General features: G+C 71.8%; 22 protein-coding genes. 2 read left to right on the top strand and 20 right to left on the bottom strand.

Annotated elements, in window-relative coordinates:
* Positions 1 to 83: 83 nt before the first annotated feature.
* Both IF09_RS0111615 and fmt read right to left on the bottom strand, forming a co-directional pair.
* Positions 84 to 1,544: an RsmB/NOP family class I SAM-dependent RNA methyltransferase gene (locus tag IF09_RS0111615; RefSeq protein ID WP_030294612.1), complete on the bottom strand. Its 1,461-nt coding sequence runs from the start codon at positions 1,542 to 1,544 to the stop codon at positions 84 to 86.
* A gap of 61 nt (positions 1,545 to 1,605) precedes the next feature.
* Positions 1,606 to 2,550 (bottom strand): methionyl-tRNA formyltransferase, encoded by a 945-nt coding sequence (gene fmt, locus IF09_RS0111610; protein ID WP_030294610.1) that lies wholly within the window; start codon positions 2,548 to 2,550, stop codon positions 1,606 to 1,608.
* A gap of 296 nt (positions 2,551 to 2,846) precedes the next feature.
* Between fmt and IF09_RS0111605 the strand changes: the two genes are divergently transcribed.
* Positions 2,847 to 3,365, top strand: coding sequence for a hypothetical protein (locus IF09_RS0111605; protein ID WP_030294608.1), 519 nt, complete (start codon positions 2,847 to 2,849; stop codon positions 3,363 to 3,365).
* A gap of 162 nt (positions 3,366 to 3,527) precedes the next feature.
* Here IF09_RS0111605 and IF09_RS0111600 read toward each other — a convergent pair whose 3' ends face one another.
* The 14 genes from IF09_RS0111600 to pyrR form a co-directional block, all read right to left on the bottom strand.
* Positions 3,528 to 5,648, bottom strand: coding sequence for a primosomal protein N' (locus IF09_RS0111600; protein WP_030294605.1), 2,121 nt, complete (start codon positions 5,646 to 5,648; stop codon positions 3,528 to 3,530).
* 239 nt (positions 5,649 to 5,887) lie between these two features.
* The gene (gene metK / locus IF09_RS0111595) at positions 5,888 to 7,096 is read right to left on the bottom strand and encodes a methionine adenosyltransferase (RefSeq protein ID WP_030294604.1); all 1,209 of its coding nucleotides are present in this window, start codon (positions 7,094 to 7,096) and stop codon (positions 5,888 to 5,890) included.
* Between the two features lie 195 nt (positions 7,097 to 7,291).
* Positions 7,292 to 8,506 carry a bifunctional phosphopantothenoylcysteine decarboxylase/phosphopantothenate--cysteine ligase CoaBC gene (gene coaBC / locus IF09_RS0111590; RefSeq protein ID WP_030294603.1) on the bottom strand — a complete coding sequence of 405 codons (1,215 nt, stop codon included), beginning with the start codon at positions 8,504 to 8,506 and terminating at the stop codon, positions 7,292 to 7,294.
* Between the two features lie 99 nt (positions 8,507 to 8,605).
* Positions 8,606 to 8,878: a DNA-directed RNA polymerase subunit omega gene (gene rpoZ / locus IF09_RS0111585; RefSeq protein WP_004948662.1), complete on the bottom strand. Its 273-nt coding sequence runs from the start codon at positions 8,876 to 8,878 to the stop codon at positions 8,606 to 8,608.
* Between the two features lie 63 nt (positions 8,879 to 8,941).
* Positions 8,942 to 9,505 carry a guanylate kinase gene (gene gmk / locus IF09_RS0111580; protein ID WP_030157469.1) on the bottom strand — a complete coding sequence of 188 codons (564 nt, stop codon included), beginning with the start codon at positions 9,503 to 9,505 and terminating at the stop codon, positions 8,942 to 8,944.
* 61 nt (positions 9,506 to 9,566) lie between these two features.
* Positions 9,567 to 9,890, bottom strand: coding sequence for an integration host factor (locus tag IF09_RS0111575; RefSeq protein WP_008740406.1), 324 nt, complete (start codon positions 9,888 to 9,890; stop codon positions 9,567 to 9,569).
* Between the two features lie 300 nt (positions 9,891 to 10,190).
* Complete coding sequence (gene pyrF / locus IF09_RS0111570) at positions 10,191 to 11,024, bottom strand: orotidine-5'-phosphate decarboxylase (protein WP_030294598.1); 834 nt, start codon at positions 11,022 to 11,024, stop codon at positions 10,191 to 10,193.
* A 26-nt stretch (positions 11,025 to 11,050) separates the two neighbouring features.
* Positions 11,051 to 12,160, bottom strand: coding sequence for a quinone-dependent dihydroorotate dehydrogenase (locus tag IF09_RS0111565; RefSeq protein ID WP_030294596.1), 1,110 nt, complete (start codon positions 12,158 to 12,160; stop codon positions 11,051 to 11,053).
* An 86-nt stretch (positions 12,161 to 12,246) separates the two neighbouring features.
* Positions 12,247 to 15,555 carry a carbamoyl-phosphate synthase large subunit gene (gene carB, locus IF09_RS0111560; RefSeq protein ID WP_030294594.1) on the bottom strand — a complete coding sequence of 1,103 codons (3,309 nt, stop codon included), beginning with the start codon at positions 15,553 to 15,555 and terminating at the stop codon, positions 12,247 to 12,249.
* A complete protein-coding gene (gene carA / locus IF09_RS0111555) occupies positions 15,548 to 16,723 on the bottom strand; it encodes a glutamine-hydrolyzing carbamoyl-phosphate synthase small subunit (RefSeq protein WP_030294593.1) in 1,176 nt (391 codons plus the stop codon). Before carA ends, carB begins: the two co-directional genes overlap by 8 nt.
* Complete coding sequence (locus tag IF09_RS0111550) at positions 16,720 to 17,301, bottom strand: hypothetical protein (protein WP_030294591.1); 582 nt, start codon at positions 17,299 to 17,301, stop codon at positions 16,720 to 16,722. Before IF09_RS0111550 ends, carA begins: the two co-directional genes overlap by 4 nt.
* Entirely contained in the window at positions 17,298 to 18,584 is a 1,287-nt protein-coding gene (locus tag IF09_RS0111545; RefSeq protein ID WP_030294589.1) for a dihydroorotase, read from the bottom strand. Before IF09_RS0111545 ends, IF09_RS0111550 begins: the two co-directional genes overlap by 4 nt.
* Positions 18,585 to 18,586: 2 nt before the next feature.
* Positions 18,587 to 19,576, bottom strand: coding sequence for an aspartate carbamoyltransferase catalytic subunit (locus IF09_RS0111540; RefSeq protein ID WP_030294587.1), 990 nt, complete (start codon positions 19,574 to 19,576; stop codon positions 18,587 to 18,589).
* A gap of 126 nt (positions 19,577 to 19,702) precedes the next feature.
* Positions 19,703 to 20,299, bottom strand: a complete 597-nt coding sequence (gene pyrR, locus IF09_RS0111535) for a bifunctional pyr operon transcriptional regulator/uracil phosphoribosyltransferase PyrR (protein WP_030294585.1) — start codon at positions 20,297 to 20,299, stop codon at positions 19,703 to 19,705.
* A 265-nt stretch (positions 20,300 to 20,564) separates the two neighbouring features.
* On the opposite strand from pyrR, the gene bldD reads away from it, so the two are divergent.
* Positions 20,565 to 21,065 carry a transcriptional regulator BldD gene (bldD, locus tag IF09_RS0111530; protein ID WP_007263032.1) on the top strand — a complete coding sequence of 167 codons (501 nt, stop codon included), beginning with the start codon at positions 20,565 to 20,567 and terminating at the stop codon, positions 21,063 to 21,065.
* 197 nt (positions 21,066 to 21,262) lie between these two features.
* Here bldD and nusB read toward each other — a convergent pair whose 3' ends face one another.
* The 4 genes from nusB to IF09_RS40080 form a co-directional block, all read right to left on the bottom strand.
* Positions 21,263 to 21,694, bottom strand: coding sequence for a transcription antitermination factor NusB (gene nusB, locus IF09_RS0111525; protein ID WP_030294584.1), 432 nt, complete (start codon positions 21,692 to 21,694; stop codon positions 21,263 to 21,265).
* 2 nt (positions 21,695 to 21,696) lie between these two features.
* On the bottom strand, positions 21,697 to 22,263 hold the full coding sequence (efp, locus tag IF09_RS0111520; RefSeq protein ID WP_030294581.1) for an elongation factor P: 567 nt from the start codon (positions 22,261 to 22,263) through the stop codon (positions 21,697 to 21,699).
* Between the two features lie 59 nt (positions 22,264 to 22,322).
* Positions 22,323 to 23,432, bottom strand: coding sequence for an aminopeptidase P family protein (locus tag IF09_RS0111515; RefSeq protein ID WP_030294579.1), 1,110 nt, complete (start codon positions 23,430 to 23,432; stop codon positions 22,323 to 22,325).
* Between the two features lie 76 nt (positions 23,433 to 23,508).
* Positions 23,509 to 24,258 (bottom strand): AAA family ATPase, encoded by a 750-nt coding sequence (locus IF09_RS40080; RefSeq protein WP_030294578.1) that lies wholly within the window; start codon positions 24,256 to 24,258, stop codon positions 23,509 to 23,511.
* Positions 24,259 to 24,312: the final 54 nt, after the last annotated feature.

Genomic DNA, 24,312 nt, shown 5'->3' with positions numbered 1-24,312 from the left:
CCCCGGCAGACATCACCGGCGCCGCCCACGCCCACCCCACCCCATCTGCCGTTGATCCGGGGCAGCGCCCCGGGCCCGCGCCGCTACCCCGTACGCCGGATCAGTGCCAGGTACATCGCGTCCGTGCCGTGCAGGTGCGGCCACAGCTGGACGTCCGGGCCGTCGCCCAGGGCCGGGACGCCCGCCATGTGCGGCCTGGCGTCGATGAGTTCGGCCATGACCGGCGAGGCGCCCGCGCCGCGGCCGCGCAGGACGTCGTCCACGACGACCCTGGTCTCGGCCAGGTGCGGGGAGCACGTCGCGTAGCCCACCACGCCGCCCACCCGGACGGCGGACAGCGCCTCCCGCAGCAGCGCGCGCTGCAGCGGGGCGAACCCCTCCAGGTCCTCGGGGCGGCGCCGCCACCGCGCCTCCGGGCGGCGGCGCAGCGCGCCCAGGCCGGAGCACGGGACGTCCATCAGGACGCGGTCGAAGGAGCCCGGCCGCCACGGCGGCCGGGTGCCGTCCGCAGCGATGACCTGGTACGGGCCGGGGTTGCCGGCCAGGGCGCGCTCCACGAGCCTGGCCCGGTGCGGTTGCTTCTCGGAGGCGAGCAGGAACGCCCCGCGCTGCGCCGCCAGGGCCGCCAGCAGGGCCGCCTTGCCGCCGGGGCCCGCGCAGCCGTCCAGCCAGCGCTCGTCGCTGCCTTCGACCGGCGCGGCCGCGAGGGCCATCGCCACCAGCTGGCTGCCCTCGTCCTGGACGCCGGCGCGGCCTTCGCGGACCGCCTCCAGTGCTCCGGGCTCGCCGCCCTCGGCCATCCGGACGGCATACGGCGACCAGCGCCCCGGCAGCGCCGAGTCCTCGCCGACCGCCTCCACCAGCTCGTCCGTCGTGGACCTCCCGGGCCGCGCCACCAGCGTGACCTCGGGCCGTTCATTGTCGGCTTCGAGCAGGTCCTCGATGCCGGCCCGGCCGCCGCCGAGGGCGTCCCACAGGGCGCTGACGACCCACCTCGGGTGCGAGTGGTACACCGCGAGGTGCTCCTCGGCGTCCTCCTCGTACGGCGGGGCCACGCGCTCGAGCCAGCCGTCCAGGTCGTGCGCGGCGATCTTGCGGAGCACGGCGTTCACGAACTTGGCGCGCCCGTCCCCGAGCACCACGCGGGCCAGCTCCACGCTCGCCGACACCGCCGCGTGCGTGGGGATCCGGGTGCCCAGCAGCTGGTGGGCGCCGAGCGAGAGCACGTCGAGCACCGGCGGGTCCACCTCCCGCAGCGGCCGGTCGATGCAGGCCTTGATGACCGCGTCGTACGTGCCCTGCCGGCGCAGCGTCCCGTACACCAGCTCGGTGGCCAGCGCCGCGTCCCGCGCCTCGAAGCCCTCCGTCTGGCGGGCCTTGCGCAGCAGCGGCGGCAGGACGAGGTTGGCGTACGCGTCGCGCTCGCCCACCGCCCGCAGCGCCTCGAAGGCCAGCAGCCGGACGGGGTCCTTCTTGGGGCGGCGGTACGGCTTGGCCTGCCGCTGGCCTGCGGCGCTGCGCGGGGGACGGGACTGATCGCTCACGTGAAAGGTGCTCCGGGTTTACGGGGTGTACGAGATGCAGCAGAAAATTTTCGGGTACGGATCAGCCTACGTCCGTGCCGCCGACACGCTCACCGGGAGCGATCCGCACGCCGCGCGCCCAGTCGGCGCCGCGCATCGGCTTCTTGCCCTGGGGCTGCACCCAGAGCAGCTCGACGGCGTGCGAGCCGGTGCCGACGTACACGTTGTTCTTGGCCGGGGCGAGCTCGCCGGGCGCCAGGTCCGTGCGGTCGGCGACCAGGCCGACGGAGATCAGCTTGAGCCGCTCCCCGCGGAAGACGGTCCACGCGCCGGGCGCGGGCGTGCAGCCGCGCACCACGCGGTCGGCGCGCATCGCCGGGGCCTTCCAGTCGATCCGGGCGTCCTCGACGGTGATCTTGGGGGCGAGCGAGATCCCGTCGGCGGGCTGCCCGACGGCGCGCAGGGTGCCGTCCTCGATGCCGTCCATCGTGGCGGCCAGCAGCCCGGCGCCGGCGAAGGCGAGGCGGGTCAGCAGGTCTCCGCTGGTGTCGGTGGGCCGGATCTCCTCGGTCAGGTGCCCGTAGACGGGGCCGGAGTCCAGGCCCTCCTCGATGAGGAAGGTGGAGGCGCCGGTGACCTGGTCCCCCGCCATGATCGAGTGCTGTACGGGAGCGGCTCCGCGCCAGGCGGGCAGCAGCGAGAAGTGCAGGTTGACCCAGCCGTGGCGGGGGATCTCAATGGCGCTCTTGGGGATCAGCGCGCCGTACGCGACGACCGGGCAGCAGTCCGGGCCGATCTCGCGCAGCCGGGCCTGGAATTCCGGGTCCCGGGGCCGGACCGGCTTGAGGACCTCGATGCCGGCCTCCTCGGCGCGCTCGGCGACCGGGCTGGCGATGAGCCGGCGGCCGCGGCCGGCCGGTGCGTCGGGCCGGGTGACGACGGCCGCGACCTCGTGGCGCCCGGAGGCGATCAGGGCGTCCAGGGCGGGCACGGCGACCTCGGGGGTGCCTGCGAAGACGAGCTTCACTGGGGTCCTACCTCGCTATCTCGGCTGTCAGCAGCGCACCAGTCTATGTTCCCGGTGCCGTTGGGGGTGCCCGGCCCGGTCGGCGGGTGCCCCCGGGGCCCGTTCAGGGGTCCGGACGCCTCGTCAGGGGGCGTGGACACACACGCGCGCCTCTCGCATATGCCGACACGCCCCTCGTGCGTGACTTCCGTGCCGTATGACGCGTTGGTCAAGAGAGATTGACCGAAACCGGGCCGCGATGAGAACGGTGTCTGCGGCCCGATCCGCTCTTCAGCACCGGTTCGAGAGGCTTCTTCATGGCCGACCACGCCACCCACGACGCCCAAGCACGGGCCAGCCTGCATCTCCTGGTGCGGGACATCGAGCGGGTTCGCCGGCAGGTGGATGCTCTGCGTACGCTCACCGCCCAGCTCGGCAATGTGTACCGCCCGCGCCGCTCCGGTCCCTCGACGGGCTTCGTCGTCTATGGCCGGGCCCCCGCGCCCACCGTCCGTCTCGCGCAGGAGCTGCGGGACAGCGTCGAGACGCTGGTGACCGCAGCGGTGGACTTCGACCGCTCGCTCGGCTTCTCGTGGGACGCGGTGGGTTCCGCGCTCGGCGTCACCAAGCAGGCCGTGCACCGGCGGTACGGGGCCCGGCGGGCCCAGGCCGCGGAGTCCGCGGAGCCGCTGGCCGAGGGCACGCCCACCCGGACCCTTGGGCCGCTGCCCACGGTCCCGGCGGCCCGCTCGGTCCCGCCGCAGCCGGTGCGCGAGGAGTCCCAGCCCGCGGCCGCGGCCCGCTCCGGCGCCTTCCCGGGGCCCCGCAACGGCTGACCGGCACGGCCGGACCGCCACGGCTGAAACCTGCCTGCCGCCGGGACGCCGACCTCCGACGGCCGGCCGGCCTAACGCCGAACCCGCATCCCGCCCCCGGCGGGGACGACCCCCACGGTCGTCTCCGCCGGGGGCGTTCGGCTGCCCCCGCCCGGCGCCGCCTCAACCGATGTCCGGCGGGTCGATCCGGACCCGGACCGCCTCCGCCGCCGGGACTCCCCGCGCCAGCCGGGCCGCCTGCGCCGACTTCAGGGCGGCCGCCAGCGCCGCCCCGCTGCCGGGCGGGACGCGGACCAAGGCCCGGTCCCCGGGCGACGGCTCCCCGCGCCGGCCCGGCACCGGGACCGGGCCCAGCACCTCCGCCTCCGGCGGCAGCCCGGCTCCGGCCAGGAAGGCCTCCACCGCCTCGCCGCGCCCGGCGACGGCCGCCATCCGGGACACCGGCGGGAAGCCCAGCTGGGCCCGCTCCGCGAGCTCCCGTACGGCATGGCCCACCGGATCCCACCGCACGAGGGCCTGGACGGGCCGCAGCGTCGGCTCGGCGACCACGACGACCTGCCCCTCCCCCCGGACCAGCGAGGCGGCCGCGATCCACCGGCGCAGCGCGTCCTCCCCGGCCCGCAGGTCGGGCCGGGCCAGCATCGCCCAGCCGTCCAGCAGCAGCGCCGCCGCGTACCCGGCGCCCGCCGCGACGGGCTCGGCGCCGGGCGTGCACACCACCAGCGCGGGCCGGTCGGGCACCTCGTCCAGGACGTGGTCGCGGCCGGAGGTGCGCACGGGCACGGCCGGGAAGGCCCGCCCGAGCTCCTCGGCGGTCCGCCGGGCGCCGACCACCTGGGCGCGCAGCCGGAACGATCCGCACTCCTCGCAGTGCCAGGCGCTCTCCTGCCGGCCGCACCAGCCGCAGTGCAGGTCCCGGGCGTCCGGAGCCTCCAGCGGCCCGGCGCACGCCTTGCAGCGGGCGGGGGTGCGGCAGCGCTCGCACGCCAGCCTCGGCGCATAGCCGCGCCGGGGCACCTGGACCAGCACGGGCCCGGACTTCAGCCCCTCCCGTACGGTCTCCCAGGCCAGGCTCGGCAGCCGGGCGGTGCGGGCCGCCTCGTCGCGGGCCAGCAGTTCGTCGCCCACCGTCCGGATCCGGGGCGCACAGGCCCGTACCGTCTCCCGGTCGGCGACGAGCGGCCGCGCCCAGCCCGTCTCGACCAGCTGGGCGGCCTCCACGGTGCAGCTCGTGCTCCCGGCCAGGAATCCGCAGCCATCGCCGACGGCCCGCAGCTCGAGGACCTCCCGTACGTGCGGGAACGGCGCGTGGTCGTCGCTGTGGCTGGAGTCGCCGTCGTCCCAGACGGCGACCAGCCCGAGGTCCCGTACGGGCGCGAACATCGCGGCCCGGGTGCCGATGACGGCCCGTACCGAGCCGCGGTGCACGGCGAGCCACTGCCGGTAGCGCTTCTCGGGGCCGGATTCTGCGGTGAGCAGCGCATGCCGCCCCTCGCCGAGCAGGGCGGTCAGCGCCGCGTCGACCCGCGCTGCGGTGCGCCCGTCGGGCAGGACGGCGAGGGCGCCGCGGCCGGAGGCGAGGGTGGCGGCCATGGCCCGGGCCAGCTCGTCGGCCCAGCCGGGGCCGGGCAGGGCGGTCCAGACGGCGCGCGGGGCGCCGCCGGTGGCGAGGGCCCGCAGGAAGGCGGGGCCGGAGCCGTACCGCGCCCAGCCGCCCGGTTCGGGCGCGGCGGGCGGGGGCAGCGGATCGGGTGAGGGCTTGGCCTCGGCGCGCGCGTTGCGCGGGGGCAGGGCGAGCTGGAGTACGTCGGCCAGGCTGCCGGCGTACCGGTCGGCGACGGCCCGGGCCAGGGCCAGCATGCCCGGGGTGAGGACGACCTCGGGCGAGACGACGTGGGCGAGGGCGGCCAGTGCACCGTTGTAGTCGGATTCGGCGCGGCGCTCGACGATGAACCCGTCGATGAGGCCGCCGCCCTCACGGCGGCCGCCGTGCACCTGGTGGGAACCGGCCCCGAAGCGGACCCGGACGCGGACTCCGGGCTGTGCCGCCTCGGAGAGCTCCTCGGGGACGGCGTAGTCCCAGAGCTGGTCGAGGTGGAGGACGCCCTTGTTGACGAGGATCCGGGCGACCGGCAGCTCCTTGGCGAGGGCGGCGCCCCGCCAGGTGCGCGGCTTGGCCTTGGGGGCCTTGGCCTTCGCCTCGGCGACCATTTCCCGTATCAGCGCGAGCTGCTCGGGCGGGCCGCCCGCCCCGGTTTCGCTCTCGCCGTTGTCCCTGCTCACAGCAGCATTCTTACCAAACGCCACCGACAGTGGGCGCCCTCCCGAAATCGGGGCGGGCGGCGGCGGGTGGAACCGTCCTTCAACGCCCGGCTGGCGTCCGGCTCCGGATGAACGTCACCCCGGCGTCCCGGGAGGGCAGGTGCAGCATGGGCACCGGGGCGCCGGACGATCAACGCAATACGGCCCCGGACCAGCGGGGGGTCCGGGGCCGTACGGGTCCGCCGTGCGGCGGGGTGTGCTTACAGGCCGGCGGCCGTGCGCAGCGCGTCGACGCGGTCGGTGCGCTCCCAGGTGAAGTCCGGCAGCTCGCGGCCGAAGTGGCCGTACGCGGCGGTCTGGGCGTAGATCGGGCGCAGCAGGTCCAGGTCGCGGATGATCGCGGCCGGGCGGAGGTCGAAGACCTGGCCGATCGCGTCCTCGATCTTCTGGACCTCGACCTTGGCGGTGCCGAAGGTCTCGACGAACAGACCCACCGGCTCGGCCTTGCCGATGGCGTACGCGACCTGGACCTCGCAGCGCGAGGCGAGGCCGGCGGCGACCACGTTCTTGGCGACCCAGCGCATCGCGTACGCGGCGGAGCGGTCGACCTTGGACGGGTCCTTGCCCGAGAAGGCGCCGCCGCCGTGGCGGGCCATGCCGCCGTACGTGTCGATGATGATCTTGCGGCCGGTCAGGCCGGCGTCGCCCATCGGGCCGCCGATCTCGAAGCGGCCGGTCGGGTTGACCAGCAGGCGGTAGCCGTCGGTGTCGAGCTTGATGCCGTCCTCGATGAGCTGGGCCAGCACGTGCTCGACGACGAACTCGCGGATGTCCGGCGCGAGCAGCGAGTCCAGGTCGATGTCGGAGGCGTGCTGGGAGGACACGACGACCGTGTCGAGGCGGACGGCCTTGTCGCCGTCGTACTCGATGGTGACCTGGGTCTTGCCGTCGGGGCGCAGGTACGGGATGGTCCCGTTCTTGCGGACCTCGGACAGGCGGCGCGAGAGCCGGTGCGCGATGTGGATCGGGAGCGGCATGAGCTCGGGGGTCTCGTCGCACGCGTAGCCGAACATCAGGCCCTGGTCGCCGGCGCCCTGCTTGTCGAGCTCGTCCTCGTCGCCCTCGACACGCTTCTCGTACGCGGTGTCGACGCCCTGCGCGATGTCCGGGGACTGCGCGCCGATGGACACCGAGACGCCGCAGGAGGCGCCGTCGAAGCCCTTCTTCGACGAGTCGTAGCCGATCTCGAGGATCTTGTCGCGGACGAGCTGCGCGATCGGCGCGTACGCCTTCGTCGTCACCTCACCGGCGATGTGGACGAGACCGGTGGTGATGAGGGTCTCCACGGCCACACGCGAGGTCGGGTCCTCGGTGAGAAGTGCGTCGAGGATCGTGTCGCTGATCTGGTCAGCGATCTTGTCGGGGTGACCCTCGGTGACGGACTCCGAGGTGAACAGGCGACGGGACACAACGCTCCCTGGGGTTGCAGCGGCTGCTGGCTGATCATTTGGCGGAACCACACCGGGGGCTGCGCCCGATCACGTTCCGAATGCAGTTTATCGGTCGCCACCGTTTGCCGGACCACCTGTCTCGCCCTATGGGAGCCATGTGACCTGCGGCACTCCATTCTGGCTCATGGAATCCGCTACGAGAAGGGTCGTCGCTCAGGCGCGTCGGGGAACGAGTCGCGGGGCGACCTGATCCCAAATCACTTCGGCCAGCGCCTCCTTCGGACCGTAGGGCACCGGTGTCTCTGTCCCATCGGAGGCCAGGATCACAGCCTCATTCTCCTCGGAACCGAAGGTCTTGGCTGCTCCCACCTCGTTCACGACGAGAAGATCACACCCCTTGCGGAGCAGTTTTCTTCGGCCGTTCTCGAGGACTTCGTCAGTTTCGGCGGCGAAACCGACCACGACCTGGCCTTCCAGGGCCCGGTCGGCCGAGATCTCGGCGAGGACGTCGGGGTTGCGGACGAGCGCCACCGGGGCCGGATCCTGCCCGTCCTTCTTCTTGATCTTGCCGTCGGCGTACTCGGCCGGCCGGAAGTCGGCCACGGCCGCTGCCATCACCACGGCGTCGGCGTCCGCCGCAGCCTTCAGGACCGCCTCGCGCAGCTGCACGGCCGTCCCGACCCTTACGACGTCCACCCCGGCCGGGTCCGCGAGCGCGGTGTTGGCCGCCACGAGGGTGACCCGGGCCCCGCGGGCGACGGCCGTACGGGCGAGTGCGTAGCCCTGCTTGCCGGAGGAGCGGTTGCCCAGGAAGCGGACCGGGTCGAGCGGTTCCCGCGTGCCGCCCGCGCTGATCACCACGTGCCGGCCGGCCAGGTCGGGCTCGGCCACGCCGCGCGCCAGCACCCTCCGGCACACCTCGTAGATCTCCTCGGGGTCGGGCAGCCGCCCCTTGCCGGTGTCCTTGCCGGTGAGCCGGCCGACGGCGGGCTCGATGACGAGGGCGCCGCGGCGGCGCAGCGTGGCCACGTTCTCCTGGGTGGCGGGGTGTTCCCACATCTCGGTGTGCATGGCGGGGGCGAAGACCACCGGGCAGCGCGCGGTGAGCAGCGTGTTCGTGAGGAGGTCGTCGGCGAGGCCGTGGGCGGCCTTGGCGAGCATGTCCGCGGTGGCCGGGGCGACGACGACGAGGTCGGCGCCCTGCCCGATGCGGACGTGCGGGACCTCGTGGACGGTCTCCCAGACCTCGGTGCCGGCCGGGTTGCCGGACAGCGCGGCCCACGTGGCCTCGCCCACGAAGTTCAGGGATGCCGCCGTGGGCACCACCCGTACGTCGTGTCCGGACTCGGTCAGCCGGCGCAGCAGCTCGCACGCCTTGTACGCGGCGATCCCGCCGCTGACTCCGAGCACGACCTTCGGCTTACCCACCACACACGCCCCTTCGGCTGATCGTCGTACCTGTCTATGACACACCACAGGCCCGGCAGATGTTCTGCCGGGCCTGTGGTGAAAGGAATGACCGGTGCCTTACTGGGCCGGGGCCTCGATGGCCTCGGAGGTCAGCAGACCCGCGTTGATCTCGCGCAGCGCGATCGAAAGCGGCTTCTCGTGGACGTGGGTGTCCACCAACGGGCCGACGTACTCGAGCAGGCCCTCACCGAGCTGCGAGTAGTACGCGTTGATCTGACGCGCGCGCTTGGCCGCGTAGATCACGAGGCTGTACTTCGAGTCCGTGGCCTCGAGCAGCTCGTCGATCGGCGGGTTGATGATGCCCTCGGGCGCAGTGATGGAAGAGGACACGCTCTACCTTCCGAAGAATGGGTGAAAGATCAAGCATTGATCGAAATGAACATCGATCAACGATCAGACAACTTCCATCAAGGCTAGCAGCTCGCGCGCCACGTCCTCGACGGAGGTGTTCACCAGGGTGGTGTCGAACTCGGACTCGGCAGCGAGCTCGACCTTGGCGGTCTCCAGCCTGCGCTGGATGACCTCGGGCGATTCGGTGCCGCGGCCGGTGAGCCGGCGGACCAGCTCGTCCCAGCTCGGCGGCGCCAGGAAGACGAGCTGGGCTTCGGGCATGGACTCGCGGACGAGTCGCGCGCCCTGGAGGTCGATCTCCAGGAGAACGGGCTCGCCGTTCTCGAGTCGTTCCACCACCGCGCCGCGCGGTGTGCCGTAGCGGTTGCCCGCGAACTCGGCCCACTCCAGCAGCTCGCCGTTGGCGATCAGCTTGTCGAACTCGTCGTCGTTGACGAAGAAGTAGTGGACTCCGTGTCGCTCACCGGGCCGCGGCTTGCGGGTGGTGGCCGACACCGAGAGCCATACCTCGGGGTGGACCTTGCGCATATGCGCGACGACCGTGCTCTTGCCGACCCCCGAAGGGCCGGAGAGCACGGTCAGCCGCGGACGAACCTCTGCTGCCATAAAGCGATTATCCAGGTTCTCGGGACTGCCTGAGAACGCCGGGAGAACTTCAGGCAACGCGTCAGCCGGCAGGAGTGCCGAACTCACGCTCCAGAGACGCGATCTGGTTGGAACCGAGACCTCGGACACGCCGGGACTCGGAGATGCCGAGGCGCTCCATGATCTGCTTGGCGCGCACCTTGCCCACGCCAGGCAGGGACTCCAGCAGGGCGGAGACCTTCATCTTGCCGATGACGTCGTTCTCCTGGCCCGTCTTGATGACCTCTTGGAGCGAGGCGCCGGAGTGCTTGAGTCGATTCTTCACCTCGGCCCGCTCCCGGCGAGCCGCGGCGGCCTTTTCGAGCGCGGCTGCGCGCTGTTCAGGGGTAAGGGGCGGAAGAGCCACGCCTACGTCACCTCGGATGTCGAACTGTCGGATACGGACCGGTGGGGAACCCTAGGGCGCCACACCAGGCGAATGCCCGAACAGCGGTGGAACTCGTTCGCTGCTCGTCACTCTGATCGGAGACTAGCGGCCAAGGCCGCTCCAGTCAGCGAGAACGGACGAAAAGTCCTGGTCAGCCTCCACTGAACCGTACATCACGGACAAACCACCCCGGTTTTGTCCGGTGAAAGACGTTCGATTTTCGTCAGACCGTACGACGTGCGGTGCGACCGGAGTGCCCGGAGGCACTCCGGAACGGGCTCAGGCGGAGACGGCCTCGCGGATCTCGTCCGCGAAACGGGTGGCCGAGGCTCGCAGGGCCGCGGCGTCCGGACCGTGCTTCAGCACGCCCCGCGAGACGTTCGGGACCACGTTGCGGACCGCCGCGCCGAAGACCGCCGGCAGATCGGCCGCCGTCGCACCCTGTGCACCGATGCCGGGCGCCAGCAGCGGCCCGTTGATGTCCAGGTCGAAGGACGACAGGTCGCCCAGCGTGGCACCGACCACCGCGCCGAAGGAGCCCATGGGCGTGGCTCCCGCGTTCTCCGCCGCGAGGTGCCCCAGCATCGTCGCGCCGATCGTGCGGCCGTCCTCGCGCACCGCGCGCTGGACTTCCGCTCCCTCCGGGTTCGAGGTGAGCGCGAGGACGAAGAGACCCGCCCCCGAGCGGCGGGCGAGTTCCACCGCCGGCTGCAGCGAGCCGTAGCCCAGGTACGGGGACACCGTCAGGGCGTCGGAGAACAGCGGCGAGGACGGCGACAGGAACGTCTGCGCGTACGCGGCCATCGTCGAGCCGATGTCACCGCGCTTGGCGTCCATCACGACCAGCGTGCCCGCGGCCCGCGCGTCGGCCACGGTCTGCTCCAGCACCGCGATGCCCTTCGAGCCGAAGCGCTCGAAGAAGGCCGCCTGCGGCTTGAAGACGGCCACCGAGTCGGCCAGCGCCTCGACGACGGTGCGGGAGAACTTCTCCAGGCCCGCGATGTCGTCGTTCAGGCCCCACGACGACAGGAGGGCGGCGTGCGGGTCGATGCCCACGCACAGCGGGCCGCGGGAGTCCATCGCCGCACGCAGGCGGGTGCCGAACGGGGTCACGGCGCTCTCGTTCACGGGGGTCTCGGTCACTGGGCGGCCTTTCGGGTTTCGGCGCCGACGGCCTCGGCGAGGGTCGCGTACGGGCTGACGGCCAGGCGCGCGGCCAGGCCCTTGTGGAGGGCGCGGGCGTAGAACGGGCCCTCATAGATGAACGCGCTGTACCCCTGGACCAGGGTCGCGCCGGCCAGGATCCGCTGCCAGGCGTCCTCGGCGTTCTCGATGCCCCCGACGCCCACCAGCACCAGGCGGTCGCCCACACGGGCGTACAGGCGGCGCAGGACCTCCAGGGAGCGCTCCTTGACCGGGGCGCCGGACAGGCCGCCTGTCTCCTTCACGAGGGACGGGGCGGACTTCAGGCCGAGCCCCTCCCGCGCGATGGTGGTGTTCGTCGCGATGATGCCGTCCAGGCCCAGCTCCAGGGCCAGGTCCGCGACCGCGTCCACGTCCTCGTCGGCGAGGTCCGGCGCGATCTTCACCAGGAGCGGGACCCGGCGGTCGGTCACCGTGCGGTCCGCGGCCTCGCGTACGGCCGTCAGGAGCGGCCGGAGGGACTCGGTGGCCTGGAGGTTGCGCAGGCCCGGGGTGTTCGGCGAGGAGACGTTCACGACCAGGTAGTCCGCGTGGCGGGCCAGGCGCTCGGTGGAGACGACGTAGTCCGCCACCGCCTCCTCCTCCGGCACCACCTTGGTCTTGCCGATGTTGACGCCCACGACCGTGTTGAAAACGGGCACACGGGCCGCCAGACGGGCGGCCACGGCGGCGGAGCCCTCGTTGTTGAAGCCCATCCGGTTGATCAGCGCGCGGTCCGGCACGAGCCGGAACAGCCGCTTCTTGGGGTTGCCCGGCTGCGCCTGCGCCGTGACCGTGCCGATCTCGATGTGGTCGAAGCCGAGCATGGACATGCCGTCGATGGCGACGGCGTTCTTGTCGAAGCCCGCCGCGAGGCCGAAGGGGCCGTGCATGCGCAGCCCGAGCGCCTCGGTCCGCAGCTCCTTGTGGCGCGGGGCCAGGGCCGCCGCCACGAAGGTGCGCAGCACCGGGGTGCGGGCCGCGAGCCGGATCCAGCGGAAGGCCAGGTAGTGGGCCTGCTCCGGGTCCATCCGCTTGAAGACGAGGTCGAAGAAGAGTTTGTACATGTGGAGAAGATCCCCTCGTGCGCTCATGAAGAGGGGGACACCCGTCGCTTGCGCGAATCCGGTGTCCCCCTCCCCTGTACGGGCTGCTAGTCGCGGGCGGCGGTCAGGTGCTCCGCGTGCTCCTGGAGCGAGCGGACGCCCACGTCGCCGTGGCCCAGCGCCTCGATGCCCTGGACGGCCGCGGCGAGCGCCTGGACCGTGGTCAGGCACGGGACGCTGCGCGCCACGGCCGCCGTGCGGATCTCGTAGCCGTCGAGGCGGCCGCCGGTGCCGTACGGGGTGTTGACGATCAGGTCGACCTGGCCGTCGTGGATCAGCTGGACGATGGTCTTCTCGCCGTTCGGACCCTCGCCCTCGCTGAGCTTGCGCACCACGGTGGCGTTGATGCCGTTGCGGCGCAGCACCTCGGCGGTGCCGGAGGTGGCCATCAGCTCGAAGCCGTGGGCGACCAGCTCGCGCGCCGGGAAGATCATCGAGCGCTTGTCGCGGTTGGCGACGGAGATGAACGCGCGGCCCTTGGTGGGCAGCGGGCCGTAGGCGCCGGCCTGCGACTTGGCGTACGCCGTGCCGAAGACGGAGTCGATGCCCATGACCTCGCCGGTGGAGCGCATCTCCGGGCCGAGGACGGTGTCGACGCCGCGGCCGTGGATGTCGCGGAAGCGCGACCACGGCATGACGGCCTCCTTGACGGAGATCGGCGCGTCCAGCGGCAGGGTGCCGCCGTCGCCGGTCTTCGGCAGCATGCCCTCTTCGCGCAGCTCGGCGATGGTGGTGCCGAGCGAGATGCGGGCGGCGGCCTTCGCGAGCGGGACCGCGGTCGCCTTCGAGGTGAAGGGGACGGTGCGGGAGGCGCGCGGGTTGGCCTCCAGGACGTAGAGGATGTCACCCGCCATCGCGAACTGGATGTTGATCAGGCCGCGGACGCCGACGCCCTTGGCGATGGCCTCGGTGGAGGCGCGCAGCCGCTTGATGTCGAAGCCGCCGAGGGTGATCGGGGGCAGGGCGCAGGCGGAGTCGCCGGAGTGGATGCCGGCTTCCTCGATGTGCTCCATGACGCCGCCGAGGTAGAGCTCGGTGCCGTCGTAGAGGGCGTCGACGTCGATCTCGATGGCGTCGTCGAGGAAGCGGTCGACCAGCACGGGGCGCGTCGGCGAGATCTCGGTGGACTCGGCGATGTACGACTCCAGGCGGGTCTCGTCGTAGACGATCTCCATGCCGCGGCCGCCGAGCACGTACGAGGGGCGGACGAGGACCGGGTAGCCGATCTCGTCGGCGATGGCCTTTGCGCCTGCGAAGGTGGTCGCGGTGCCGTGCTTGGGTGCGGGCAGGCCGGCCTCGGCGAGGACCTGGCCGAAGGCGCCGCGGTCCTCGGCGGCGTGGATGGCCTCGGGCGAGGTGCCGACGACGGGGACGCCGTTGTCCTTGAGGGCCTGGGCGAGACCCAGGGGGGTCTGGCCGCCGAGCTGGACGACGACACCGGCGATGGGGCCGGCGAGCGACTCGGCGTGGACGATCTCCAGCACGTCCTCGAGCGTCAGCGGCTCGAAGTACAGGCGGTCGGAGGTGTCGTAGTCCGTCGAGACGGTCTCCGGGTTGCAGTTGACCATCACGGTCTCGTAGCCGGCGTCGCTGAGCGCGAAGGAGGCGTGGACGCAGGAGTAGTCGAACTCGATGCCCTGGCCGATGCGGTTCGGGCCGGAGCCCAGGATGATCACCGCGGGCTTGGTGCGGGGCGCGACCTCGGACTCCTCGTCGTACGAGGAGTAGAAGTACGGGGTCTTCGCGGCGAACTCGGCGGCGCAGGTGTCGACCGTCTTGTAGACGGGGCGCACGCCCAGCGCGTGGCGGACCTCCCGGACGACGTCCTCGCGCAGGCCGCGGATCTCGGCGATCTGGGCGTCGGAGAACCCGTGCCGCTTGGCCTCGGCGAGGAGCTCGGGCTCGAGCTTCTCGGCGCCGGCGAGCTCGTCCGCGATCTCCTTGATCAGGAAGAGCTGGTCGACGAACCAGGGGTCGATCTTCGTGGACTCGAAGACTTCTTCCTGGGTGGCGCCGGCGCGGATCGCCTGCATGACGGTGTTGATGCGGCCGTCGGTCGGGCGGACGGCGGTGGCCAGCAGTTCGGTCTTGTCGCCGGGGTCGCCGACGAAGGTGAACTGCGAGCCCTTCTTCTCCAGGGAGCGCAGGGCCTTCTGGAGGGCTTCGGTGAAGTTGCGGCCGATGGCCATGGCCTCGCCCACCGACTTCATGGTGGTGGTGAGGGTGGCGTCGGCCAGCGGGAACTTCTCGAAGGCGAAGCGCGGGGCCTTGACGACGACGTAGTCGAGGGACGGCTCGAAGGAGGCCGGCGTCTTCTCGGTGATGTCGTTGGGGACCTCGTCGAGCGTGTAGCCGATGGCCAGCTTGGCGGCGATCTTGGCGATCGGGAAGCCGGTGGCCTTCGACGCGAGCGCCGAGGAGCGCGAGACGCGCGGGTTCATCTCGATGACGATGACGCGGCCGTCGACCGGGTCGATCGCGAACTGGATGTTGCAGCCGCCGGTGTCGACGCCGACCTCGCGGATGATCGCGATGCCGATGTCGCGTAGCCGCTGGTACTCGCGGTCGGTCAGCGTCATCGCCGGGGCGACGGTGATGGAGTCGCCGGTGTGGACGCCCATCGGGTCGAAGTTCTCGATGGAGCAGACGACGACGACGTTGTCCTTGGTGTCGCGCATCAGCTCCAGCTCGTACTCCTTCCAGCCGAGGATGGACTCCTCCAGGAGCACCTCGGTGGTCGGGGAGAGCGTGAGGCCCTGGCCGGCGATGCGGCGCAGCTCGTCCTCGTCGTGGGCGAAGCCGGAGCCGGCGCCGCCCATGGTGAAGGAGGGACGGACGACGACGGGGTAGCCGCCGAGCGTCTCGACGCCCTTGAGGACGTCGTCCATCGAGTGGCAGATGACCGAGCGGGCGGACTCGCCGTAGCCGATCTTGGCCTTGACGGCCTCGACGACGCCCTTGAAGAGGTCGCGGTCCTCGCCCTTGTTGATGGCCTCGACGTTGGCGCCGATGAGCTCGACGCCGTACTTCTCCAGCACACCCTGCTCGTGCATGGAGATCGCGGTGTTGAGCGCGGTCTGGCCGCCGAGGGTGGGGAGCAGCGCGTCGGGACGCTCCTTGGCAATGATCTTCTCGACGAACTCGGGGGTGATCGGCTCGACGTACGTGGCGTCGGCGATCTCCGGGTCGGTCATGATCGTCGCCGGGTTGGAGTTCACCAGGATGACCCGCAGGCCCTCGGCCTTGAGGATGCGGCAGGCCTGGGTGCCGGAGTAGTCGAACTCGGCGGCCTGGCCGATGACGATCGGGCCGGAGCCGATGACCAGGACGGACTGGATATCGGTGCGCTTAGGCACGCTCGGCCTCCATCAGGGTTACGAAACGGTCGAAGAGGTAGGCGGCGTCGTGCGGGCCGGCTGCTGCTTCGGGGTGGTACTGGACGGAGAAGGCCGGCTGGTCGAGCAGCTGGAGGCCTTCGACGACCTGGTCGTTCAGGCAGACGTGGGAGACCTCGGCGCGGCCGTAGGGGGTCTCGGAGACCTTGTCGAGGGGCGCGTCGACGGCGAAGCCGTGGTTGTGCGCGGTGACCTCGACCTTGCCGGTGGTGCGGTCCTGCACCGGCTGGTTGATGCCGCGGTGGCCGTACTTCAGCTTGTACGTGCCGAAGCCGAGCGCGCGGCCCAGGATCTGGTTGCCGAAGCAGATGCCGAAGAGCGGGGTCTTGCGCTCCAGGACGCCCTGCATGACGGCGACGGGGCCGTCGGCGGTGGCCGGGTCGCCCGGGCCGTTGGAGAAGAACACGCCGTCCGGGTTGACCGCGTACACGTCCTCGACGGTCGCGGTGGCGGGCAGCACGTGCACCTCGATGCCGCGTTCGGCCATGCGGTGCGGGGTCATGCCCTTGATGCCGAGGTCGACGGCGGCGACGGTGAACTTCGCCTTGCCGATCGGGACGGCTCCGCCGTCGGGGCCGATCGCGGGGACGACGTACGTCTCCTTGGTGGCGACCTCGGCGGAGAGGTTCGCGCCCTTCATCTGCGGGGACGCCTGGACCTTCGCCAGCAGGGCCTCGTCGCGAACGTGCGCCCAGGCCTCGCCGGAGAAGATGCCGACGCGCATGGCGCCGCGCTCGCGCAGGTGGCGGGTCAGCGCGCGGGTGTCGATGCCGGAGATGCCGACGACGCCCTGCCTGACCAGTTCCTCGTCCAGCGAGCGCTGCGAGCGCCAGTTGGAGGGGATGCGGGCGGGGTCGCGGACGACGTATCCGGAGACCCAGATGCGGGAGGACTCGGGGTCCTCGTCGTTGACGCCGGTGTTGCCCACGTGGGGGGCGGTCATCACGACGACCTGCCGGTGGTACGACGGGTCGGTGAGGGTCTCCTGGTAGCCGGTCATGCCGGTGGAGAACACGGCCTCGCCGAAGGTCTCCCCCACGGCGCCGTAGGCGCGGCCGCGGAACATCCGACCGTCCTCCAGGACGAGTACGGCGGGAGCTTTGGCTGCTCCCCTGGTGGAGGTCGTCATCGTTCGGCGCCTTCCGTCGTGATGGATTGGTTCATGAGATTGAGTGCTTCGACCCAGGCGGCGTGTTCGGCCGCGCGGTCGGAGCGGAATCCGGAGTCGATCAGCTTGTCGCCGTGCGCCCAGGTGACGACGAGGAGACCGCCCTCGGTGAGTACCTTGCCCGCGATTCCCTTGTCGAGGCGGGCGCCGCGCAGCTGAGCGGCCGGTACGAAGAAGTCGGTGGCACCCGGACGGACCACGTCGAGGCCCGCGTCGGTGAGCGTGAGCTCGACCCGGCTGCGGACGCCCAGACCGTGGGCGACGATCCGGTCGAGCCACTGCCCGGCGGTGGTGGACCCGTGGTACCGGCCGGTCAGGGCCAGCCGGTGCTCGGGGAGACCGCCGGGGGCGGCGGGCAGCTCCGGCAGATCGCTCTGCAGGGCGCCGCGCCATTTCCAGCCCTGCCGCATCAGCCAGTACACGAACGCGATGAGGACGAGCAGACCGATCACCCACGCGATGCGGGCGCCCCAGTCCGTCACCTCCGCCGACCGTCGTTCGGCGGCCTCGGTGGCCAGATGGATTACTGCAGGTGTCACGCCAGATTCCCGTCCACGACCGTTGCCCGGCCCCGCAGGAAGGTGTGAGTGACGCGACCCGGCAGCTCACGGCCCTCGTAAGGCGTGTTGCGGCTGCGGGAGGCGAAGTGTGCGGGGTCCACGACACCACGGTACGAGGTATCGACCAGGGTCAGGTTCGCGGGTTCACCTGCCGAGACGGGGCGGCCGTGGTGGTCCAGGCTGCCGATCCGCGCCGGGGCGAAGGACATCCGCTCGGCGACGCCCGCCCAGTCGAGCAGTCCGGTCTCGACCATCGTCTGCTGGACGACGGAGAGCGCGGTCTCCAGGCCCACCATGCCCATGGCGGCGGCGGCCCACTCGCAGTCCTTGTCCTCGTGGGGGTGCGGGGCGTGGTCGGTGGCGACGATGTCGATCGTGCCGTCGGCGAGCGCCTCGCGCAGGGCCATCACGTCGCGCTCGGTGCGCAGCGGCGGGTTGACCTTGTAGACCGCGTTGTACGAGCGGACCAGCTCGTCGGTGAGGAGCAGGTGGTGCGGGGTGACCTCGGCGGTGACGTCGATGCCGCGGGACTTGGCCCAGCGGACGATCTCGACGGAGCCGGCGGTGGAGAGGTGGCAGATGTGCACGCGGGAGCCGACGTGCTCGGCGAGGAGAACGTCGCGGGCGATGATCGACTCCTCGGCGACGGCCGGCCAGCCGCCCAGACCGAGCTCGGCGGAGACGACGCCCTCGTTCATCTGGGCGCCCTCGGTCAGGCGGGGCTCCTGGGCGTGCTGGGCGACGACGCCGCCGAAGGCCTTCACGTACTCCAGGGCGCGGCGCATGATCACGGCGTCGTCGACGCACTTGCCGTCGTCGGAGAAGACGGTGACGCGGGCGGCGGACTCGTGCATGGCACCCAGCTCGGAGAGCTGCTTGCCCTCGAGGCCGACGGTGACGGCGCCGATGGGCTGCACGTCGCAGTAGCCGGACTCCTTGCCGAGGCGCCAGACCTGCTCGACGACGCCGGCGGTGTCGGCGACGGGGAAGGTGTTCGCCATGGCGAAGACGGCGGTGTAGCCGCCGGAGGCGGCGGCGCGGGTGCCGGTCAGGACGGTCTCGGAGTCCTCGCGGCCGGGCTCGCGCAGGTGGGTGTGCAGGTCGACGAGGCCGGGGAGGAGGACCTGGCCCTCGGCCTCGATGACGGTCGCGCCCTCGGCGGACAGCCCGGTGCCGACCTCGGCGATGGTCTCGCCGTCGATCAGGACGTCCTGCGCCTCGCCGCCGAGAACCTTCGCCCCACGAATCAGGATCTTGCTCATGATTACTTGCTCTCCTCGATACGGGGCGTGCTGGTGGTGGTGACGGCCGGCTCGGAGCCTCCGAGCAGCAGGTACAGGACGGCCATCCGGGTGGAGACGCCGTTGGCGACCTGTTCGACGGCGGTGCAGCGGTCGGAGTCGGCGACCTCGGCGGTGATCTCCATGCCGCGGTTCATCGGGCCGGGGTGCATGACGATGGCGTGCTCGGGCATCTTGGCCATGCGGTCGCCGTCGAGCCCGTACCGGCGGGAGTACTCGCGCTCGGTGGGGAAGAAGGCGGCGTTCATGCGTTCGCGCTGCACACGCAGCATCATGACCGCGTCGGACTTCGGCAGCACCTCGTCGAGGTTGTACGAGACCTCGCAGGGCCAGCTCTCGACGCCGATCGGGACCAGGGTGGGCGGGGCCACGACGGTGACCTCGGCGCCGAGCGTGTGGAGCAGCTGGACGTTGGAGCGGGCCACCCGGCTGTGCAGGACGTCGCCGACGATGGTGATGCGGCGGCCGTTCAGGTCCTTGCCGAGGCCGGCGTCGCGGCCGACCAGGCGGCGGCGCATGGTGAAGGCGTCCAGCAGGGCCTGGGTGGGGTGCTCGTGGGTGCCGTCGCCGGCGTTGACGACGGCGGAGTCGATCCAGCCGGAGGTCGCGAGCCGGTAGGGGGCGCCGGAGGCGTGGTGGCGGATGACGACCGCGTCCGCGCCCATGGCCTCGAGGGTCAGCGCGGTGTCCTTCAGGGACTCGCCCTTGGAGACCGAGGAGCCCTTGGCGGAGAAGTTGATGACGTCGGCGGAGAGCCGCTTGGCGGCCGCCTCGAAGGAGATCCGGGTGCGGGTCGAGTCCTCGAAGAAGAGGTTGACGACCGTGAGGCCGCGCAGGGTGGGCAGCTTCTTGATCGGCCGGTCCGCGACGCGGGCCATCTCCTCGGCGGTGTCGAGGATGAGGACGGCGTCGTCGCGGGTGAGATCGGCGGCCGAGATGAGGTGGCGCTTCATCAGGGTGCTCCGTAAGTCGATGAGGTCAGAGCGGTGGGGAGGGCAGAGCGGCGGGCGGGACGGAGTGCGGCCCGGCGGGCAGGCTCGCGCGCGGGCCCCCGCCTTCGGGGCCCTGACTCGTACGGGCTACTGCCCGGCCGCCGTGTCGGTCCGCTGGCCGAGCAGCACGGCGTCGCGGCCGTCCTCCTCCTGGAGCTGGACCTTGACGGTCTCCCGCAGCGACGTGGGGAGGTTCTTGCCGACGTAGTCCGCGCGGATCGGCAGCTCGCGGTGGCCGCGGTCGACGAGGACCGCGAGCTGTACGGCGCGGGGGCGGCCGAGGTCGCCCAGTGCGTCGAGGGCGGCTCGGATGGTGCGGCCGGAGAAGAGCACGTCGTCGACGAGGACGACGAGGCGCCCGTCGATGTCGTCACCGGGGATCTCGGTGCGGCCGATCGCGCGGGCGGGCTTCATCCGCAGGTCGTCGCGGTACATGGTGATGTCGAGGGATCCGACCGGGATCTTCGTGCCGGTGATCTCTTCGAGCTTGGCGGCCAGCCTGCGGGCGAGGTACACACCGCGGGTGGGAATGCCGAGGAGCACCACGTCGTCGGCGCCCTTGGCGCGTTCGACGATCTCGTGGGCGATGCGGGTCAGCACCCGCGCGATGTCCTGTGCCTCGAGCACGGGGCGCATCGCCTCGATGCCCGGGGCATCGACGTTCTGAGCAGCCTGAGCGTCCATGAAAAGGACCTCCTTCTCCGCCTCACGGGACGGACCTTAAAGGACGTCTGATGTACGTCGTCCACGGTACCAGGACCCTGACGGGGAACCGGCACCGGGCCTGTGCGCGCCCCTCGTCCGTGGGTGCCGGAGAGCATTCGGCTTGACGCATCCAAGTAACGCTGCGTAACCTCACAGTGAGTTACCAGCCGCGCGGCGGAGCCGCACGTGGTCCATGTCGTCAGCGTGTCCATGTCGTCACAGCGTCACAGCGTCCGGGAGCGTTATGTCCAGCGAATACGCCAAACAGCTCGGGGCCAAGCTCCGCGCCATCCGCACCCAGCAGGGCCTCTCCCTCCACGGTGTCGAGGAGAAGTCCCAGGGCCGGTGGAAGGCCGTGGTGGTCGGATCGTACGAGCGCGGGGACCGCGCCGTGACCGTCCAGCGCCTCGCCGAGCTGGCGGACTTCTACGGGGTGCCGGTGCAGGAGCTCCTGCCGGGCACGACCCCCGGCGGGGCGGCCGAGCCGCCGCCGAAGCTGCGCCTCGACCTGGAGCGCCTCGCGGGCGTGCCCGCCGAGAAGGCCGGACCGCTGCAGCGGTACGCGGCGACCATCCAGAGCCAGCGCGGGGACTACAACGGCAAGGTGCTGTCGATCCGTCAGGATGACCTGCGCACCCTGGCCGTCATCTACGACCAGTCCCCCTCGGTCCTGACCGAGCAGCTGATCAGCTGGGGCGTGCTCGACGCGGATGCCCGTCGCGCCGTGGCGCACGAGGACATCTAGTCCCCGCCCCCAGGACCAGCAGAAACGTTACCGGCGCGGGCCGGGAGCCGACCGTGGCTCCCGGCCCGCGCCGGTTTTGCATGTCCGGGCGCGATGCGTCCTCGCGAGCAGGAGAGCGAACGGAACCGGAAGCAGAAACGGAGGGCCCGCGGCGCATGTGCGCTGCGGGCCCTCCGTTCTCGCCGAACCGCCGGGGGCTACTCGCCCCGGCGCAGGCTCGGCTTCAGGTCCTTGAAGCGGGCCAGCAGCCCGTTCACGAACGAGGGGGACTCGTCCGTCGAGAATTCCTTGGCCAGCTGGACGGCCTCGTCGATGGCCACGGCGTCCGGGGTGTCGTCCACCCAGATCAGCTCGTAGGCACCGAGCCGCAGGATGTTCCGGTCCACGACCGGCATGCGGTCGAGTTCCCAGTCCACGGCGTAGGTGACGATCAGGTCGTCGATGCGGTTCACCTTGTCGGCGTAACCCTCGACGAGATCCATCGTGAAGGCGCTGACGGGCGGCTGCCGGTCGTCCGACCGCGCGTGGCGGATCCAGTCCGCGAGGACCTCGCGCACGGGTACCCCGCGCTGGTCGGCCTCGAACAGGATCTGGAAGGCGCGCTTGCGCGCGTTGCTGCGGGCAGCCACGGTTAGCTGCTCACCCGGCCGAGGTAGTCGCTGGTACGGGTGTCGACCTTGACCTTCTCGCCCGTGGTGACGAAGAGCGGGACCTGGATCTCGTAGCCGGTCTCCAGGCGCGCCGGCTTGGTGCCACCGGTGGAGCGGTCGCCCTGGACGCCCGGGTCGGTGTGCTCGATGACGAGCTCGACGGCGGCAGGGAGCTCGACGTAGAGCACCTCGCCCTCGTGCTGGGCGACCGAGGCGGTGAAGCCCTCGATCAGGAAGTTGGCGGCGTCGCCGACGGCCTTGCGGTCGACCATCAGCTGGTCGTAGGTCTGCATGTCCATGAAGACGAAGTACTCGCCGTCCATGTACGAGAACTGCATGTCGCGGCGGTCGATGGTGGCCGTCTCGACCTTCGTGCCGGCGTTGAACGTCTTGTCGACGACCTTGCCGGAGAGCACGTGCTTGAGCTTGGTGCGCACGAAGGCCGGGCCCTTGCCGGGCTTGACGTGCTGGAACTCGACGACGGACCAGAGCTGGTCACCGTCGAGCTTGAGCACCATGCCGTTCTTGAGGTCGTTCGTGGAAGCCACGGTTGCGGAATCTCCTGCACTGGAAGACCACGGGTGCGCGCACAGCCCGCCGCGGCGGGCTAGAGCGCGAGCAGCTCCTTGGTCGTAATGGTGAGTAGCTCGGGACCGCCGTCCGCCTCGGGGCGTACGACGAGCGTGTCATCGATCCGGACACCTCCCCGGCCCGGGAGGTGAACCCCCGGTTCGACGGTGACCGGCACGCAAGCGTCCAGTTTACCCATTGCCGTAGGTGCAAGCTGCGGGTCCTCGTCGATTTCGAGGCCGACGCCGTGCCCGGTCCACGGAGCGAGGGCTTCACCATGCCCTGCGGAGCCCAGTACGGAGCGCGCGGCCCGGTCGACCTCGCGGTACGCGGCGCCCGGCACGAGGGCCTCGCGTCCTGCCCGCTGGGCCGCGAAAACAAGATCGTAGAGCTCGATCTGCCAGTCGGCCGGGCTGGTGCCGATCACGAACGTCCGGCCGATCTCGCAGCGGTAGCCGCGGTAGTTGGCGCCGAGGCAGACGGAGAGGAAATCGCCCTCCTCGACGCGGCGGTCGGACGGGCGGTGCCGGGAGCTGCCCGAGTTCGGCCCGGTGCCGACGGAGGTCGGGAAGGCGGGCCCGTCGGCCCCGTGGTCGACGAGGCGGCGCTCCAGTTCCAGGGCGAGGTGGCGTTCGGTGCGGCCCACCAGGATCGACTCCAGCAGCTCGCCGAGCGCCTGGTCGGCGATCTCGGCGGCGATCCGCAGACAGGCGATCTCCTCCTCGTCCTTGACGAGGCGCTGCTGCTCCACGGAGGTCCCGAGGTCGGCGAGCCGCAGCTTGGGTGCGACGGAGCGCAGGGCACGGTGCCGGGCGACGGTGAGGTGGTGCTCCTCGACGGCCAGCGAGTCGGCGCGCAGGGAGCCGGCCATGTCGCCGGCCGCGACGGCCGCGTCGCTGCCGGGGGCGGACAGCACGGAGAGTCTGAGCTGGTCGTCGAGGCGTCCCTCGTCGGCCTCGCCGCTCGGCGGGCCGACGGTGAACAGCATGTCCTCGCCGCCCGGTCCGACGAGCAGGACGGCGCCCGGCGGGGACGCCCCGGCGAGGTAGCGGACGTTCGCCGGACGCGTGATCAGTGCGGCGGCGTTCCCCGCGGCGGCACAGCGGTCGCGAAGCAGGCCCCGGCGGGCCGCGTACACGTCTGACATGTCTTCGAGCGTACGAGCGCCCCGCGCATCCGGCACGGTGAGCACACCCGTACGAGGACCCGGCCCGCGGCGGCGGTCAGAAGGCGGGGGCCGCGATGGCCCGGGCCAGGGCTTCGTCCAGGGCCCGGGAGGTGCCTTCCACGTCGAGGTCCGAGTTGTCGATGATCGGCAGGCCGGAGCCGTACCAGCCGGCCATGCGGCCGTGGATGCGGGCGACTTCCTCGTCCGAGAGGCGCCGGTTGCCCGAGCGGGCGGCATTGCGCTCGAGGACGATCTCCAGGCCGGGCAGGAGGACGACGGGCAGCAGGGCGGGGCCGACGTGCCGCTTCCAGCCGCCCAGGCCCACCACGGGCCGGTCCGGGAAGACGGCGTCGTCGAGGATGCAGGAGATCCCGTTGGCCAGGAAGTTGCGGGCGGCGAAGCCGCAGGTGCGGCGGGCCAGCCGGTACTGGGCCTCGGAGTGGTCGTTCCAGCCCGCCTGCGGGTCCGCGAAGCCCGAGCACACCCACTCCCGGACGTCGTCCAGGCTCACGTGCGCGGTCGGCACCGGCCGGGTGCTGGCCCAGTGCCGGGCCACCGTGGTCTTGCCCGCGCCCGCCGGGCCGATCAGCAGCACGGCCAGCGTGGCGCCGCCGGTGCCGGGCACCGCGGGCGGCAGCGGAATGTGCCCCGTCGTGGCCTCGGGGCCGCCCGGCGGCGGCGGTGCCTGCGGCGGCGCAGGCACCGGCCACCCCTGCGCAGGGGGTATCGGCGGCTGCGGGGGCGCCGCCGGATGATGTCCCGGCTGCCCCCAGCCCGCCCCGCCGCCCCCCACTCCTTGCTGCATCCGCTGCCACTCCGTCTCGTTCCGCCGACTGATGCGAGAACGTTATATGACCGC

Source organism: Streptomyces katrae (assembly GCF_000717655.1).
GTDB classification, from domain to species: Bacteria; Actinomycetota; Actinomycetes; order Streptomycetales; family Streptomycetaceae; genus Streptomyces; species Streptomyces katrae_B.
The sequence above is the reverse complement of the archived record's forward strand: the minus strand, read 5'-3'. Positions and strand labels throughout refer to the sequence as shown.